Genomic DNA, 15,007 nt, shown 5'->3' with positions numbered 1-15,007 from the left:
TCGTCCCGGTGCCGGCCTGTCCCCCCTGGACAGGGAATGTTACCGTTTGCCCTACCCGCACCGCTGTCGCCCCGCTCAGCCGATCCGCTCGATCACCAAGGGTTCGACCGGCGGCGGAACCTCGGCGATGCGAACCGCTCTCGTGGCTTCGGCGAGCGCTGCGGGCATCCGACCGGCGTGCTCGGCGCGCAGCTCGAACAGCGGATCCCCGGCCCGGACCCGGTCTCCGGGTCGCCGGTGCAGGACCACCCCGGCGGCGGCGCTGACCGGGTCCTCCTTGCGGGCCCGACCGGCACCCAGCCGCCAGGCGCTCACCCCGATGGCGTACGCGTCGACCTCGGCGACGTACCCGTCGGTGTCGGCCACGACCACCTCCACCTCGTTGGCGGTGGCCATCGGGGCGTCCGGGTCCCCGCCCTGGGCGCGGACCATCGCCCGCCAGGTGTCCATGGCCCGCCCGTCGGCGAGCGCGGCGGCCGGGTCGGCGTCGGGCAGCCCGGCGGCGTCGAGCATCTCCCGGGCCAGGGCCACGGTCAGCTCCACGACGTCGGCGGGGCCACCCCCGGCGAGGACCTCCACCGACTCGGTGACCTCGACGGCGTTGCCGACGGCCCGGCCCAGCGGGGTGGACATGTCGGTGAGCAGGGCGACGGTACGGACCCCGTGGGCCCCGCCCAGCTCGACCATCGTCCGGGCCAGTTCCCGGGCGTCGGAGACGGACTTCATGAACGCCCCGGAGCCGACCTTCACGTCGAGCACCAGCGCCCCGGTCCCCTCGGCGATCTTCTTGCTCATGATCGAGCTGGCGATCAGGGGGATCGCCTCGACGGTCCCGGTGACGTCGCGCAGCGCGTACAGCTTGCGGTCGGCGGGGGCGAGGCCGGTGCCGGCGGCGCAGATCACCGCGCCCACGTCGCGCAGTTGGCCGAGGAACTCGTCGTTGCTCAGGGAGGCCCGCCAGCCCGGGATCGACTCCAGCTTGTCGAGGGTTCCCCCGGTGTGTCCGAGACCCCGCCCGGACAGCTGCGGGACGGCACCGCCGCAGGCCGCCACGAGCGGGGTGAGCGGCAGCGTGATCTTGTCGCCGACCCCACCCGTGGAGTGCTTGTCCACAGTCGGCCGGGGCACCGACGACAGGTCCAGTCGCTCCCCGCTGGCGATCATCGCCGCGGTCCACCTGGCGATCTCCGGGCCGGTCATCCCGTTCAGCAGGATCGCCATGGCCAGCGCGGACATCTGCTCGTCGGCCACCAGCCCGGTGGTGTAGGCGTCCACCACCCAGTCGATCTGCCCGTCGGAGAGCACACCCCCGTCGCGCTTCGCGCGGATCACGTCGACAGCAGTGAAAGTACCCATCTCACCCACCCCAGCGAATCGGAATCTCCGAGGGCGGCTCCCCCTCGCCGGCCCAGAAGATCGTTCCGGCCGCGTCCACCACCACCACCCGAGGCGTACGGGCCAGCCCCCAGGCGATCGCCTCCGTCGAGGCGTCCCAGCTCGGCCCCTCCTCCAGGACCCCGGTCTCGGCACCGTCGGTGTCCCCGGCGGACCGTTCCCAGTACGCCGTCCAGACCTCCCGCCCGGCCGACAGGTCGGGGTGGACGAAGACGGTCCCCCGCCCCCGCCAGGCCGCCAGCCGGTCGGGCACCACCGGTACCGCCTGCTCCCGGGTCACCGCGTCCAGGTCGGCCACGTCGAAGGCGTGCGGGAGCAGCTCGGCCATCCGCAGCGGGCCGGTCCGCGACTCGATCAGACACTCCGGGCCGCCCTGCTCCCAGAGCAGCTGCCGACACCGGCCGCAGGGCATCAGCGGCTCCCCGGTGGCGTCGACGCAGGAGAGGGCGACCAGTCGACCCCCACCGGTGGCGTGCAGGGAGGAGACCACCCCGCACTCGGCGCAGAGCACCACCCCGTACGCGGCGTTCTCCACGTTGCACCCGACCACGATCCGGCCGTCGTCGACCAGGGCGGCCGCCCCGACCGGGAACTTCGAGTACGGCACGTACGCGTGCCGCATCACCTCGGTGGCGGCGGCCCGCAGCCGTTCCCAGTCGATCTGCATTCCGACAATTCTGCCGTACCCGCTCGGTGACCTGCTGCTGGGGCGACCCGGTCCGGACCGGGTCGCCCCGCTCATCAGCCCTTGATGTACGGCTTGCCGTCGGCGGCCGGTGCGCGTACCCGACCGACCAGGCCCGCCACCGCCAGGATCGTCGCCAGGTACGGCAGCATCGCCAGGAACTGGCTCGGGATGATGCTGTTGATGGCGCCGAGGTAGGTGGCGAGCTGGTCGGCGAAGCCGAAGAAGAGCGCGGCGAGCAGCGCTCCGGTCGGACTCCACCGGCCGAAGATCAGCGCGGCCAGGGCGATGAACCCCTTTCCACCGATCATGTTCTTGGTGAACGAGTAGAGGGCCAGGGTGTAGGAGGCCCCGCCGATACCGGCGACCACCCCGGCGAGAGTGACGTTGAGGTAGCGCAGGCGGAGGACCTTGACGCCGAGGGTGTCGGCGGCGGTGGGGTGCTCGCCCACCGACCGGGTCCGCAGCCCCCACCGGGTCCGGAACAGCGCGATGTGCAGCACCAGGACCAGCAGGAGTCCGAGGTAGAGGAAGATGTTCCCGCGGAACAGCGCCGGACCGAGCAGCGGGATGTCCGACAGCAGCGGGATCTCCCAGTTGCTGAACCGGGGGGCGCTGTTGTAGCGGGTCGGGTCGGTCTGCATCAGCCGCTCGTAGAGGAACCCGGTGACCCCGAGCGCGAGCAGGTTGAGCACGATGCCCATGACCACCTGGTCGACCAGGTACCGGATGGCGAAGACGGCGAGCAGCAGGGAGATCGTCGCACCGCCGATCGCCGCCGCGACGAGACCGACCCAGACGCTGCCGGAGATGCTGCCGAACAGCGCCCCGCTGAACGCCCCCATCAGCAGCTGCCCCTCGATGGCCACGTTGACCACGCCGGAGCGTTCGCAGAGCACCCCGGCGAGCGCACCGAAGATCAGTGGCAGGGCCAGGATGAAGGTGCCCCGGAGGATGTTGACCAGGGGCATGAAGTTCTGCCCGGGTTGCGCGTCGGAGATCTGCCAGCAGAGGAAGGACAGCACGAACCCGACCAGGCCGACCCCGAGCACCAGGACGAACCAGCGTCGGGGCACCCCGACGAGCAGGGCCGCCCCGGCGGCCAGGGCGACCAGGCCGAACAGGATCGCGCCGACCGTACCGTCGATCGCCAGGGCGGCACCGGCGGAGTCCTCGCTGAGGGTGAACCGGGCCTGCTCACCGGTGGCGAGCGACCCGAACAGGACCGCGCCGATCAGGCCGAGCCCGACCAGGAGCAACCCCACCTTGCGGGTACGGGTCCAGAAGCCCTGGTCGACCGGGGCGACCGCGACGTCCTCGACAGCCGTGGTGGACATCGGCGTCACCAGCCCTTCGCCAGGCTCGTCTGGAGCCGGGCCGCCCGCGCGGCCCGGAGCTGGAAGATCGCCTTCACCAGGGCCGGCGCGGCGATGAAGATGACGATCAGCGCCTGCAGGACGGTGCCCAGTTCCAGCGAGATCCCCGCGTACGACTGCATCCGGTTACCGCCGGCCTGGAGGGCGCCGAACAGCAACGCGGCCAGCGCCACCCCCCACGGCTTCACCCGGCCGAGCAGCGCGACGAGGATCCCGTCGAATCCGATCTGGGCCACCACCAGCGGGGTCAGCGCCGTTGCGGTGGAGCCGAGGACCATGTTGCTGCCGCCGAGGCCGGCCAGGATTCCGGCGAAGACCATCGTCAGCACGTAGGTGCGGGTGACGCTGATCCCGGCGGTACGGGCGGCGTCCGGGTTGGCACCGACGGCGCGTAGCTCGAATCCGAGCGTCGACCGGTTCAGCAGCCAGGCCACCGCAGCGGTGGCCAGCATGGCGAGGATGATCCCCGAGTGCGCCCGTAGCCCGTCCCCGAAGAGTCGGGGCAGTTGCGCCGAGGCGTCCACCGACCTGCTGATCGCGTCGGTACGGTTCGGGTCCTGGATGCCGTTCTGGATGATCAGCCAGGTCAGGAAGTACAACGCGACGTAGTTGAGCATGATCGTGTTGATCACCTCGTGGGCACCGGTACGGGCCTTGAGGATGCCGGGGATGAATCCCCAGATCGCCCCGCCCAGCGCACCGGCGAGGACCGCGACGACCAGGTGCACCCCGGGCGGCAGCGGCAGCAGGAACCCGGCCAGGGCGGCCATGATGACACCCATGGTGGCCTGCCCCTGGGCCCCGATGTTGAACATGCCGCCCCGGAAGGCCAGCGCCACCGACAGGCCGGTGAAGACCAGCGGGGCGGTGTAGGTGAGGGTCTCCGAGATCGGGCTCATCGCGGCCTGGAAGCCGACCGCGTCGGGGTCGAAGACCGCGCCCTTGAACATGTTCGCGTACGCGTCGCTGACCAGCGCCCAGCTGGACCCGATGGCGTCCGAGGGCCGGGCGGTGATGTAGCCGTAGGTGGCGAGGACGTCGGGATCGGAGACGATCATCAGGATCGCGCCCACGACCATCGCCAGGACCAGCGACAGCAGGGTCACCGTGAAGGTGTTCGCAGCCCAGAGGTTGTCCAGGAAGGCCTGCCCGAGCGACGGCTTGTGGGACTGCCCGGCCTTCCCGGTCGCTGCCGGCTCGGCGTCGGTCGGCTCCGGCTTCCCGGTCGCTGTCGGCTCGGCGGGCTGTTCGGGCGCTGCCTGTTCGGCCGGCTGCCCGGTGGCTGTCGGATCGGCCCGCTCGGTGTTGTCGAGCGCGGCCTGTTCGGCCTGCGACGGCGTCGCCGGTTCCTTGTCGGGGGAGCCCGAGGGGGGCACTGGGTCGGTCATTGCTGGTCCTCGCTACCTGGTCCCTCGGCCGTCTCGCCGACGATGCCGGCCATCAGCAGGCCGATCGCCTCACGCGAGGTCTCCGGGCCGACGATGCCGATGATCCGGCCCCGGTACATCACCGCGATCCGGTCGGCGAGGGCGATCACCTCGTCCAGTTCGCTGGAGACCACCAGGACGGCGGTGCCGACGTCACGCTCGTGGATGATCCGGCTGTGGATGAACTCGATCGACCCGACGTCGACGCCCCGGGTCGGCTGGGCGGCGATGAAGAGCTTCAGCGGCCGGGACAGTTCCCGGGCCACGATGACCTTCTGCTGGTTGCCGCCGGAGAGGGTCCCGACCGGCGCCTCGGCCGAGGAGGTACGGACGTCGAACTGGTCGATCCGTTCCTGGGCCGACCGGGCGATCTCGTCGAGCCGTAGGGCGAGCCCCCGACCGAAGGGCGGCCGGTCGTAGAGGTCCAGGACGAGGTTCTCGGCGACGCTGAACTCCTTGACCACCCCGTCGACGCTGCGGTCCTCGGGGACGTACCCGACCCCGGCACGGAGCACCTTCTTCGTCGACCAGCCGTCGATCGGCCGTCCGTCGAGGGCGACGGTCCCGCCGAGCACCGGACGCAGGCCCATGATCGCCTCGATCAGCTCGGTCTGCCCGTTGCCCTGCACCCCGGCGACGCCCAGGACCTCTCCCGCCCGCACTGTCAGGTCGACCCCGTCGACGGCGCGTACCTGCCTGTCGTCGTCGACGACCAGGCCGGCGACCTCCAGCACCGGCTCCCCGGGGGGTGGCCTTCTGCTTCTCCACCGTCAGCCGCACGTTGCGCCCGACCATGAGCGCCGCCAGTTCGTCCCGGCTCGCCTCGGGGGAAGCGGTGCCCACGGTCCGTCCCCGCCGGATCACGGTGATCCGGTCGGCGATCGCCTTGACCTCGCCCAGCTTGTGGGTGATGAAGACGATCGACTTGCCGGCCGCCTTGAGCGACCGCATCACGGTGAGCAGTTCCTCGGTCTCCTGCGGCGTCAGGACCGCGGTGGGCTCGTCGAGGATGAGCAGGTCGACGTCGCGGGTGAGCGCCTTGACGATCTCCACCCGCTGTTGGATGCCGACCGGCAGGTCCTCGATGACGGCGTCCGGGTCGACCCGCAGGTTGTACCGCTCCGAGACCTCGGCGACCTCACGCCGGGCCCGCCGCCGGTCCAGGAACCCGGCGATGCCGCCCCGGACGTGCTCGGCCCCGAGCATGATGTTCTCGGTGACTGTGAAGACCGGCACCAGCATGAAGTGTTGGTGCACCATCCCGATCCCGGCGGAGATGGCGTCCGCCGGTCCCTTGAGGGTCAGTGGCTTCCCGTCGACCAGGATCTCGCCCTCGTCCGGCTGGTAGAGCCCGTAGAGCACGTTCATCAGCGTCGACTTGCCCGCCCCGTTCTCACCGAGCAGGGCGTGGATCTCTCCTGGCTCCACCGTCAGGTCGATGTGGTCGTTGGCGACCAGGTCACCGAACCGCTTGGTGATGCCGCGCAGTTCGAGTCTCAGCGCAACCTCCGAGGGTGCGAGCGGGGATGGTGCAGCCTAGCGGGCCGACCGGTCGGACCGCCGCCGATCCGGGTGGCGGGGATCGGCGCAGACCGGCCGCCCCGGGGCTCGGGCACCGTGGCCCGTGGCGACCGGGACGGCCGGACGTGTCGAACTGGTGGCCCGGCCGGCCGACGGTGATCGTCTCACCGTCGGCGGCCGGGACCGGTCACTTCGGCTGCGCGGCCGAGGTGACCTTGATGGTGCCGCCGGAGATGTCGGCCTTCAGCTTGTCGATCTCGGCCTTCAGCTCGGCCGGGACCTTGCTGTCGAACTCGTGGTACGGCGCCAGGGAGACACCCTCGTTCTCCAGGGTGCCCAGGTAGCCCGGCTCGGGCTCCAGCTTCTCGCCGTTGGCCGCCTTGATCACGGCCTCGGTGACGGCACCGGCGATGTTCTTGACCACGGTGGTGATGATCGCCGGGCAGTTCTGGGTGCTCTCGCACCCGTCGACGTCCACCCAGATGGTGTTGTACTGGCCGTTGGAGGCCTGGGCGGCACCGGTGGTGCCGAGGCCCGCGCCACCGGCGACCGGCATGATGATGTCGGCACCCTGGGCGACGAGGGCGTCGCTGACCTTCTTGCCCTCGTCCTGCTTGATGAAGTCGTTGGTGAAGGAGCCGTTCTGGGCGGCCTTGTCCCAGCCGACCAGCTTCACGTCCTCGTTCTTCGTGGTGTTGTAGTGGGCGACGCCGTCGGCGTACCCGTCCATGAAGATGGTCACCGGCGGGATCTTCATGCCCCCGTAGGTGCCCACGGTGCCGCTCTCGGTCATCCCGGCGGCCAGGTATCCGGCGAGGAAGCCGGCCTGGGCGGTGTCGAACTGCATCGGGTAGACGTTCGGGTCACCGGTGGCGGCGTCGACGATGCCGAACTGCTGGTTCGGGTTCGCCTTGGCGATCTTGCCGGTGGCCTCGCCCATCAGTCCGCCGACGGCCAGGACGAAGTCGCAGCCCTGGTTGACGTACTGGGTCAGGTTCGGCTCGTAGTCGGCCTCGGCCTTGGACGGGACGTACTTGACCTCGATGTTGCTGTTCTGCTCCTTGGCCGCCTCCAGACCCTTCCAGGCCGAGGCGTTGAAGGACTTGTCGTCGATGCCCCCGACGTCGGTCACCATGCAGGCGTTGAACTTCTGGTCACCGCTGCCGGCGCTGTTGTTCTCCTCGGGGGCCTCGCCACACGCGGCGGCGCTCAGTACGAGCCCGCCCACCGCGACGACGGAGGCGATCCGCATCCCACGCACAGTGCGCAAGACGTCTCCTTCCCATTGCACACCGCGCCAGAAGCGGTGGCTGCCCTTGAGCCGGCCTGCGCCTTGCCGCCGGCGGTTCATCGTTACGGACGCGAAGCGTACGCCCGCGTACACCCACCGGCCGACAATCGTGCACGACTGTTGAACGCTCGTTACCCTTGCGTAACCCTTGGGTGCGACAGATCACCCTCGTGTCCGATCCTCGGCCGGTGGGCCGGCACGTTTCGTCCGGTCACCCGACGGCCGGACCGACGATCACCAGAAGACCGCCACCGCCGCGTTGACCAGGGTCAGGCCGACGACCGCCAGGAAGTGTCCCCGGTTGACCTCGTCGCGCTTACGGCTGAAGAACACCATGACGAAGATCAACACGGCGAGCAGCAGCTTGACGCCGAGCTTGGCCGGGGACGGTTCGTCGCCGTCGCGCAGCGGGGCGGAGAGGCCGATCCCGGTGGCCAGCTGGATCACCGCGCCCCAGAGCATCGCCGGGTTCATCCGGATCTTTCCGGTCACCAGCTGGGCGACCGCACCACCGAGCAGCAGCGCGAAGCCGATCAGGTGCAGGTACAGGAGAATCAGTCGCAGAGCTTCCATGTGCCCCATCCTCCCCTATCAACGACGGATCGTAGTAGCCGCCTCGGCGCGGGTCGGCCCGCCGACGCCACGGCGCCCGGTCGGAGAAGCTCCCCGACCGGGCGCCGTGGCCGCCACCACCGGCCCACCCGGCGACGTGCGTGACCAGCTGAGCCGGACCGTACCGGCGGTGTGTGTGACCAGCTGAGCCGGACCGTACCGGCGGTGTGTGTGACTAGCGGAGCCGGACCGTACCGGTGATGGTGGTGTTCTTGATGGTGGTCTTGGCGCCGACGGCCTTCAGGCCGCCGTTGACGGTGGTCTCCACCAGGTTGACCAGCTGGGAGCCGTTGGCGTTGACGTCACCGTTGAGGGTGCTCTTGTACACGATCAGGCTGCCACCGGCCGCGACCTTGACGACGCCGTTGACGGTCGCCCGGTCCAGGCAGATGGTGCTGCCGGACTTGACGGTCAGGCCGCCGTTGACCCGGGCGGTGAGCACCTGGTCGCACTCGGGGTAGCTGATCTGGTTCTGCGGGTTGGACTCGTCGACGGCCACCACCGCCTCGGCGTTGTTGGTCCGGGCGTCAGCGATCTTGAGAACGTCGAAGCCCTTCTGGATGTCCGAGGAGTAGATGAACCCGTTGTGGTAGTACGCCGACCAGGAGCCACCCAGCACCAGGCGGGAGTCCGACAGCGGACCCCGCTCCCAGAACCCGATCTCGACCGGGTTGCTGGAGTCGGTGAAGTCGAAGACCGAGATGCCACCCTGGTACCAGGCCTGGACCATGATGTCGCGGCCCATGGCCGGGATCAGGGAGCCGTTGTGGGCGACGCAGTTCTCGAACCGGGTGTTCTCACGGGGGATCTTGAAGTAGCTCTTGAAGACGAGCTTCCGCTCGGCCCCCTCACCCTCGATGTCGAACAGGGCGTTCGCACCGCGCTTCGGACCGATGGTCGGGTTGCAGGTGGCCGCGCCACCGCCGCCCAGCTCGTCGGTGAAGATGACCTTGTTTCCGCTGTTGTTGAAGGTCGCGGAGTGCCAGAAGGCGAAGTTGGTGTCCCGGACCCGGCTGAGCACGACCGGGTTGGTCCGGTCGGAGATGTCCATCAGGACCCCGTCGCCCATGCAGGCACCGGCGGCCAGGTCCAGCTCGGCGTAGACGGTCACGTCGTGGCAGCCGCTGGTCGAGGCGGCGCCCAGCTCACCCGGGAACAGGTTCGGGGTGGCGACCACACTGGCCTGGGTCGGGTCGCTGAGCGGGACCTCGATGATCGAGAGCTTGTCGTGCGGCGGCTGGCAGTCCGGGAAGCTCGCGTTCGGGCTGTACGACTGGACGTAGACGTAGACCTTGTCCTTGGTCTTGGCCGGGACGAGGGTGTGGGTGTGCGACCCGCAGTCGGTCTCGATGGCCTTGACGTAGGTCGGGTTGACCTTGTCGGAGACGTCGAAGATCCGGACGCCCTCCCACGAGCTCTTGATGGTCGCCGACTGCGCCGTGCTGTTGCACGAGTCGTCGTTGCGGGAGGAGTCGACGGAGAGGAAGAGCAGGTCGCCGTAGACCGAGATGTCGTTCTGCGCACCCGGGCAGAGGACCTGGCTCACCAGCTTCGGGTTACGCGGCTTGCTGATGTCGTACGTGGTGAAGCCGTCGTAGTTGCCGACGAAGGCGTAGTTGCCCTGGAAGGCGATGTCGGTGTTGTACGAGGACTCCCTGTCGAACGCCCCCGACTTGGGCAGGTTGGCGATCGTCCGGAAGTTGCTGCTGGACTTGATCTCGTCCACCCCGGGGATGACGTATCCCGGGTCGGCGGTCTCGTCGACGGCGGCGCTGGCCGGGGCACCGGCCACAGAGGTCAGCAGAAGGGCCGCGGTGGCGGCAAGGCTGATGACCCCGAGCCGCCGCGTCCCTTGTGGGGGTTTACTGAACATCGAACGACACCCTTCGTCGGGGGGAGAGGTAGCGGGACCATATCGTGGGGTCCGACGAGGACATTGTGATCTGCATCACAGTCGCGAACCAGGGAAGGTAACGATCAGGTAACTCGTCCCTGCGAAGTCCCTGAACAAAAAGCGCAGCGCGGAGCATTCGTCCATATCGCTCGGCAACCCTTCCGGTGCTGGCCAGGCCGCGTTACGATCCCGGCCAACTCTGGGTCGGGGGCAGGAGACGAACTGTGCTAGGCAAACAGATCCGCGGACGGTCCCGCCGGTGGCGGACCATCGTCGTAGTGGAACTGGCCGTGGTCGCCGTACTGGTCGCCGGAGCAGCGGTGGCCTTCGGATTCGGCGACGACGAGCCCGAGCCCACCGCGAGCGCCGCCGCCCCGGACCCGATCACCCTCTCCGGGATCCCGGACGCCAGCGCCCCGGTCCTGCGCCCCGGCCGGCCCGGCGAGACGGCGCAGAAGGTGCCGGCCAACGAGTTCACCCCGCTGCCGTCGCCCTCCTACAACGCGGCCGACGTCCGGTTCGTCACCATGATGATCCCGCACCACGAGCAGGCCCTCGTCATGGCGCGGCTCGCCCCGCAGCGGGCCGCCAACACCGGCATCGCCGCCATCGCCGACCGGATCCTGGCCGCCCAGGGACCGGAGATCAAGACCCTGGAGAGCTGGCTGGAGGCGCGGGGCCTCAAGCGGGACGCGGCAGCGGACCGGGGCCACGCCCACGGGATGTCCGGCATGCAGTCGCCGGAGGCGTTGCAGAACCTGGAGGCCGCCCGGGGCGCCGAGTTCGACAGGCTCTTCGTCGCCATGATGAGCGACCACCATGAGGGAGCCGTCAAGATGGCCCTGGAGGCGCAGACGCTCGGCGTCGACTCCATCGTCAACGAGGCCGCCACCAGCGTCGCCGTCGAGCAGCGGGTCGAGATCCAGCGGATGCGGGAGGCCCTCGCCGGATGACCCGCTGCTCGACGACTCACCCCTTCACCGCCCCGGAGGTCAACCCGGAGACGATGTAGCGCTGGAGGAACTGGAAGACCAGGACGGTGGGGATCGCGGTGAGCAGGGTGGCCGCCGCGAAGATGCCGAAGTTGTTGTTGCGCTCGGTGCCCTCCAGCAGCCCGAACATCCCGACGGCCAGGGTCTTCGAGTCGCTGCTGGTCAGGAAGACGTTCGCCATCAGGAACTCGTTGACGGTGTTGATGAAGGCGAGCAGCCCGGTGACCGCCAGGATCGGGGCCACCAGGGGCAGCAGGATCCGGAAGAAGACCTGGGCGTGGCTCGCCCCGTCCATGGTGGCCGACTCGTCGAGTTCCCGGGGCAGGGTGTCGAAGAAGCCCTTCATCAGCCAGGTGTTCACCCCCAACGCCCCGCCGAGGTAGAGCAGCAGCAGACCCCACGGGGTGTCGAACCCGATCTGCGGCCACAGGTCGGTGATCGTGCCGAAGATGATGAAGATCGCCACGATCGCCAGGAACTGCGGGAACATCTGGATCAGCAGCAGGGAGAGGAGCCCGACCCGGCGTCCGGCGAAACGCATCCGGCTGAAGGCGTACGCGGCCAGTGCGGACAGGAACACCGACACGAACGAGGCGAGCCCGGCGATCAGCAGCGAGTTGAGGAACCACCTGCCGAACGAGGTCCGCTCGAACAGCTCGCCGAAGTTGCCGACCGACACCCCGCCGGTCGGCACCAGATCCGTCGAGGAGAGGGTGCCGAGCGGGTTGAGGGCTGCGGAGAGCACGAACACGATCGGGAAGAGGCTGAACAGTACGGCGAGGACGCCGACCAGGTGCCGCCAGCCGACGGTGGTCAGCCATCGGTTGCGCCGACGGCGCGACCCGGTCCCGCCCGCCGGGGGGCGTACGGTGGCCGGTCCGACTCCGGTGCGCGTGGTCATGCGTACACCTCCTCCTGTCTGCGGGTGCGTCGGAAGCTGACCGCGCTGATCACGGCGACGATGGTGAAGATGAACAGCGAGATCGCCGCGGCGTACCCGAACTCCGCGCCCTGGCCGCCGAAGGCCAGCCGGTAGGTGTAGGTGATCAGCAGGTCGGTCGCCCCGTTGCCCGGGTTGTCGGCGGGGAACGGCGCCCCGGCGGTGGTCAGGTAGATCGCGTTGAAGTTGTTGAAGTTGAAGGCGAACGAGGCGATCAGCAGCGGGGAGAGCGCGACGAGCAGCAGCGGCAGGGTGACCGCCCGGAACGACTGCCACGGGGAGGCACCGTCCACGGTGCTGGCCTCGGTCACCTCGTGGGGGATCGCCTGCAACGCCCCGGTGGCGACCAGGAACATGTACGGGTATCCCAGCCAGAGCTGCACCACGATCACCGCCACCCGCGCGCTCCACTGGTCGCCGAACCAGTCGACGCCCAGCCCGAACAGGCTGTTGACCAGCCCGAAGTCGGTGTTGAACATGTCCCGCCAGACCAGCAGCATCGCGAACGACGGCATCGCGTACGGCAGGATCAGCAGGACCCGGTAGACGTTGGTGCCGCGCATCCGGGGTGAGTGCAGCGCCAGGGCGATGAACATGCCCAGCAGGAAGGTGCCCCCGGTGGAGCCGACGGCGAAGGCGATGTTCCAGACCAGCGTGGTGAGGAACGGGCCGGAGACGGTCGGGTCGGTGAGCACCCGGGTGAAGTTGTCCAGCCCGACGTTCACCTTCCAGCCCTGGGCCAGTCGTTCCCCGTCGGCGGCGACGAAGGAGCCCTCCGTCTCGTCGGCGGTCCACGTCCGGCCCGACTCGGCGTCCCTGATGCAGTCGCAGTCGGCGTCGTACGCCCGGACCGCCCGACCCTCGTACGCCCGGGACAGGCCGGACGAGCGCAGCGCTCCCCCGGCGGTGGGCACCACCAGGTCGGTGACCTCCTGGCTACGGGCACTGGCCTGGCCGATGGTGAGCACCGTGTAGTCCTGCGCGGCGGTGACCCGGCCACCCGGGGCGACCGTCACCGCACCCGGGTCGAGCGGACGCAGTCCGTCGGCGTCACCGACGTCGACGGCACCGGTGTCCGGGTCGGTGACCAGGAAGACCAGCGCTCCGGTGGCCGGGTCGCCGGTGGTGGCGACGGTCATCGCGTACTCGGTGGAGCCGGGGACCTGCTGCACGGAGGCGGTCTGGATGGCGACGATCGCCTCGTCCTTCCCGCCCCGGTGGCCGTCGCCGAAGTTGGTGAACGCCGTGCTCGCCGTGTAGAGCACCGGCAGGATCTGGAAGGCGATCAGGAAGAGGGTCCCGGGGACCAGGTACTTCGCCGGGACGTGGCGGGGGGTCAGGTAGAGATGGAACAGCCCGGCGGTGGTCACCGCCAGCACCCCCAGGCCGATCCAGTGTTCCCCGGCCATGAGGGGAAAGGCGGCCCAGAGGGCGATCGCGGCGGTCAGGCCGAGCAGGACCACCTTCACCGCGAGGCCGGTGAGGCTGGTCGGGGCGTCATGACGGCGGGTACGTCCCCGGTGGGGCCGGGAGCCGGCGGGCTCCCGGCCCGGGGTCCGTGACGTGGACCCCGAGCCGGACAGCGGATCGCTCATTACTTGATCGAATCGGTGATCGTCTTGCCGGCGGCGATGATGGTCTTCTCCGGGTCGGCACCCCCGACGACCGCCGCCTCGGCCTTGCCGAACGGGTCCCAGATCGCTGCCATCGCCGGGATCGCCGGGAGGACCTGGCCGTTCCTGCCGGCCTCGGTGAACTTGGCCAGGTCCGGGTCCTTCGCCTTGACCTGGTCGAGGGCGGCGGTCAGCGCCGGGGGCCGGGGCTCGGCCTCGTAGAGGGCCACGGCGAGGTCCGGCCTGGTGGTGTAGTTGGCCACGAACTCCTGGGCGAGGGCCTTGTTCTGGCCCTTCGCGGCGACGTAGAACGCCTGGACACCCACGAACGGCTGGGCCTCCTTGCCACCGGCGAAGCCGGGGACCGGGGAGATGTCGTACGTCAGCTCGGCCTTCTTCGCGTCGGCGGTGGCCCAGGGGCCGGAGACCAGGTAGGCGCACTTGCGGGCGGCGAAGGTGGCGATGGAGTTGGTGTCGGAGATGGAACGCTTGAGCGCGCCGTCGCCCTTCTCGCCGAGCGCGGCGATCTTCTTGAACGCCTCGATGGAGCCGGGCTTGCCGACGCCGACGTCGGTGGGGTCGTAGTCGCCGGTGGCGGTGGTGCCGAACAGGTAGCCGCCGCCCGAGGTGTAGAGCGGGTAGAGGTGGTACGCGTCGCCGGTCTGGCCGACCTGGAGGCAGAGGATCTCGGTGACCTTCCCGTCCGCCTTGAGCTTCTTGCCGGTGGCGACCAGGTCCTCGATGGTCGCCGGGGCCTCGGGGGCCAGCTCGGTGTTGCGGATCAGGGCCAGGTTCTCCTGGGCGTACGGCACACCGTAGAGCTGACCGTTGTAGGTGACCGCCTTGACGGCGGTCTCGTCGAAGGCGCTGCGCTGATCGGCGGAGAGCTGGACCGGCTCGATGGCGCCGTTGCGCACCATGTTGCCGATCCAGTCGTGCGCCCCGACCACCACGTCGGGGCCGCTGCCCTGCTGGGCGGCGGTGACGAAGTTGGTCTGGAGGTCCTTGGAGACGGCCTGGACCTCGACGGTGACCCCGTTCTCCTGTCCGAACCGATCGGCGAACGGCTTCAGGGCGGCGGTCCGGCGGTCGTCTGCCCAGATCACCAGCTTTCCGCCGGCGGCGTCGACGGACTCGTTCGCGGTCGGCTCGTCGTTGTCGCCGCCGCCACAGCCGCTGGCGGCCAGGGCGAGGCCGAGAACGGCGACCACACCCGTGGTACGGATGCGCATCGGTACTCCTGTCGTCATGGCGAAGCCGC

11 protein-coding genes and 2 pseudogenes are annotated in these 15,007 nt (G+C 69.7%); 1 reads left to right on the top strand and 12 read right to left on the bottom strand.

The features are described from left to right. Positions 1-75: 75 nt before the first annotated feature. The 9 genes and pseudogenes from WHN02_RS08505 to WHN02_RS08465 form a co-directional block, all read right to left on the bottom strand. Positions 76-1,356, bottom strand: coding sequence for a thymidine phosphorylase (locus tag WHN02_RS08505; RefSeq protein WP_434742835.1), 1,281 nt, complete (start codon positions 1,354-1,356; stop codon positions 76-78). Between the two features lies 1 nt (position 1,357). After that, positions 1,358-2,062: a cytidine deaminase gene (locus WHN02_RS08500; protein WP_434742834.1), complete on the bottom strand. Its 705-nt coding sequence runs from the start codon at positions 2,060-2,062 to the stop codon at positions 1,358-1,360. Between the two features lie 74 nt (positions 2,063-2,136). Then, positions 2,137-3,417 carry an ABC transporter permease gene (locus WHN02_RS08495; protein ID WP_434742833.1) on the bottom strand — a complete coding sequence of 427 codons (1,281 nt, stop codon included), beginning with the start codon at positions 3,415-3,417 and terminating at the stop codon, positions 2,137-2,139. A gap of 5 nt (positions 3,418-3,422) precedes the next feature. Then, positions 3,423-4,844, bottom strand: coding sequence for an ABC transporter permease subunit (locus WHN02_RS08490; RefSeq protein ID WP_434742832.1), 1,422 nt, complete (start codon positions 4,842-4,844; stop codon positions 3,423-3,425). Further along, on the bottom strand, positions 4,841-5,617 hold the full coding sequence (locus WHN02_RS08485; RefSeq protein ID WP_434742831.1) for an ATP-binding cassette domain-containing protein: 777 nt from the start codon (positions 5,615-5,617) through the stop codon (positions 4,841-4,843). Before WHN02_RS08485 ends, WHN02_RS08490 begins: the two co-directional genes overlap by 4 nt. Before the next feature lie 316 nt (positions 5,618-5,933). After that, positions 5,934-6,311 (bottom strand): annotated as a pseudogene (locus WHN02_RS08480) (ATP-binding cassette domain-containing protein); the annotation flags it as partial. Positions 6,312-6,591: 280 nt separating this feature from the next. Further along, a complete protein-coding gene (locus WHN02_RS08475; RefSeq protein ID WP_434743874.1) occupies positions 6,592-7,656 on the bottom strand; it encodes a BMP family lipoprotein in 1,065 nt (354 codons plus the stop codon). 273 nt (positions 7,657-7,929) lie between these two features. Further along, positions 7,930-8,268, bottom strand: coding sequence for a hypothetical protein (locus tag WHN02_RS08470; protein ID WP_434742830.1), 339 nt, complete (start codon positions 8,266-8,268; stop codon positions 7,930-7,932). A 505-nt stretch (positions 8,269-8,773) separates the two neighbouring features. After that, a pseudogene (locus WHN02_RS08465) lies at positions 8,774-10,180 on the bottom strand (LVIVD repeat-containing protein); the annotation flags it as partial. A 299-nt stretch (positions 10,181-10,479) separates the two neighbouring features. Here WHN02_RS08465 and WHN02_RS08460 point away from each other — a divergent pair. Continuing rightward, positions 10,480-11,154 carry a DUF305 domain-containing protein gene (locus tag WHN02_RS08460; RefSeq protein ID WP_434742829.1) on the top strand — a complete coding sequence of 225 codons (675 nt, stop codon included), beginning with the start codon at positions 10,480-10,482 and terminating at the stop codon, positions 11,152-11,154. Positions 11,155-11,170: 16 nt separating this feature from the next. Here the strand turns inward: WHN02_RS08460 and WHN02_RS08455 are convergent, their stop codons facing one another. Genes WHN02_RS08455 through WHN02_RS08445 form a run of 3 tightly spaced genes read right to left on the bottom strand, consistent with a single transcriptional unit; the run spans position 11,171 to position 14,978 of the window. After that, complete coding sequence (locus tag WHN02_RS08455) at positions 11,171-12,094, bottom strand: sugar ABC transporter permease (protein ID WP_434742828.1); 924 nt, start codon at positions 12,092-12,094, stop codon at positions 11,171-11,173. Continuing rightward, complete coding sequence (locus WHN02_RS08450; protein ID WP_434742827.1) at positions 12,091-13,728, bottom strand: ABC transporter permease subunit; 1,638 nt, start codon at positions 13,726-13,728, stop codon at positions 12,091-12,093. The genes WHN02_RS08455 and WHN02_RS08450 overlap by 4 nt, the downstream gene beginning before the upstream one ends. After that, positions 13,728-14,978 carry a sugar ABC transporter substrate-binding protein gene (locus WHN02_RS08445; RefSeq protein ID WP_434742826.1) on the bottom strand — a complete coding sequence of 417 codons (1,251 nt, stop codon included), beginning with the start codon at positions 14,976-14,978 and terminating at the stop codon, positions 13,728-13,730. Before WHN02_RS08445 ends, WHN02_RS08450 begins: the two co-directional genes overlap by 1 nt. Between the last annotated feature and the right edge of the window lie 29 nt (positions 14,979-15,007).

The sequence above is a fragment of the Micromonospora sp. SH-82 genome (assembly GCF_051132485.1).
Classification (GTDB): Bacteria; Actinomycetota; Actinomycetes; order Mycobacteriales; family Micromonosporaceae; genus Micromonospora.
Note: the sequence above shows the minus strand (reverse complement) of the source record. Positions and strands in the feature narration are given on the sequence as shown.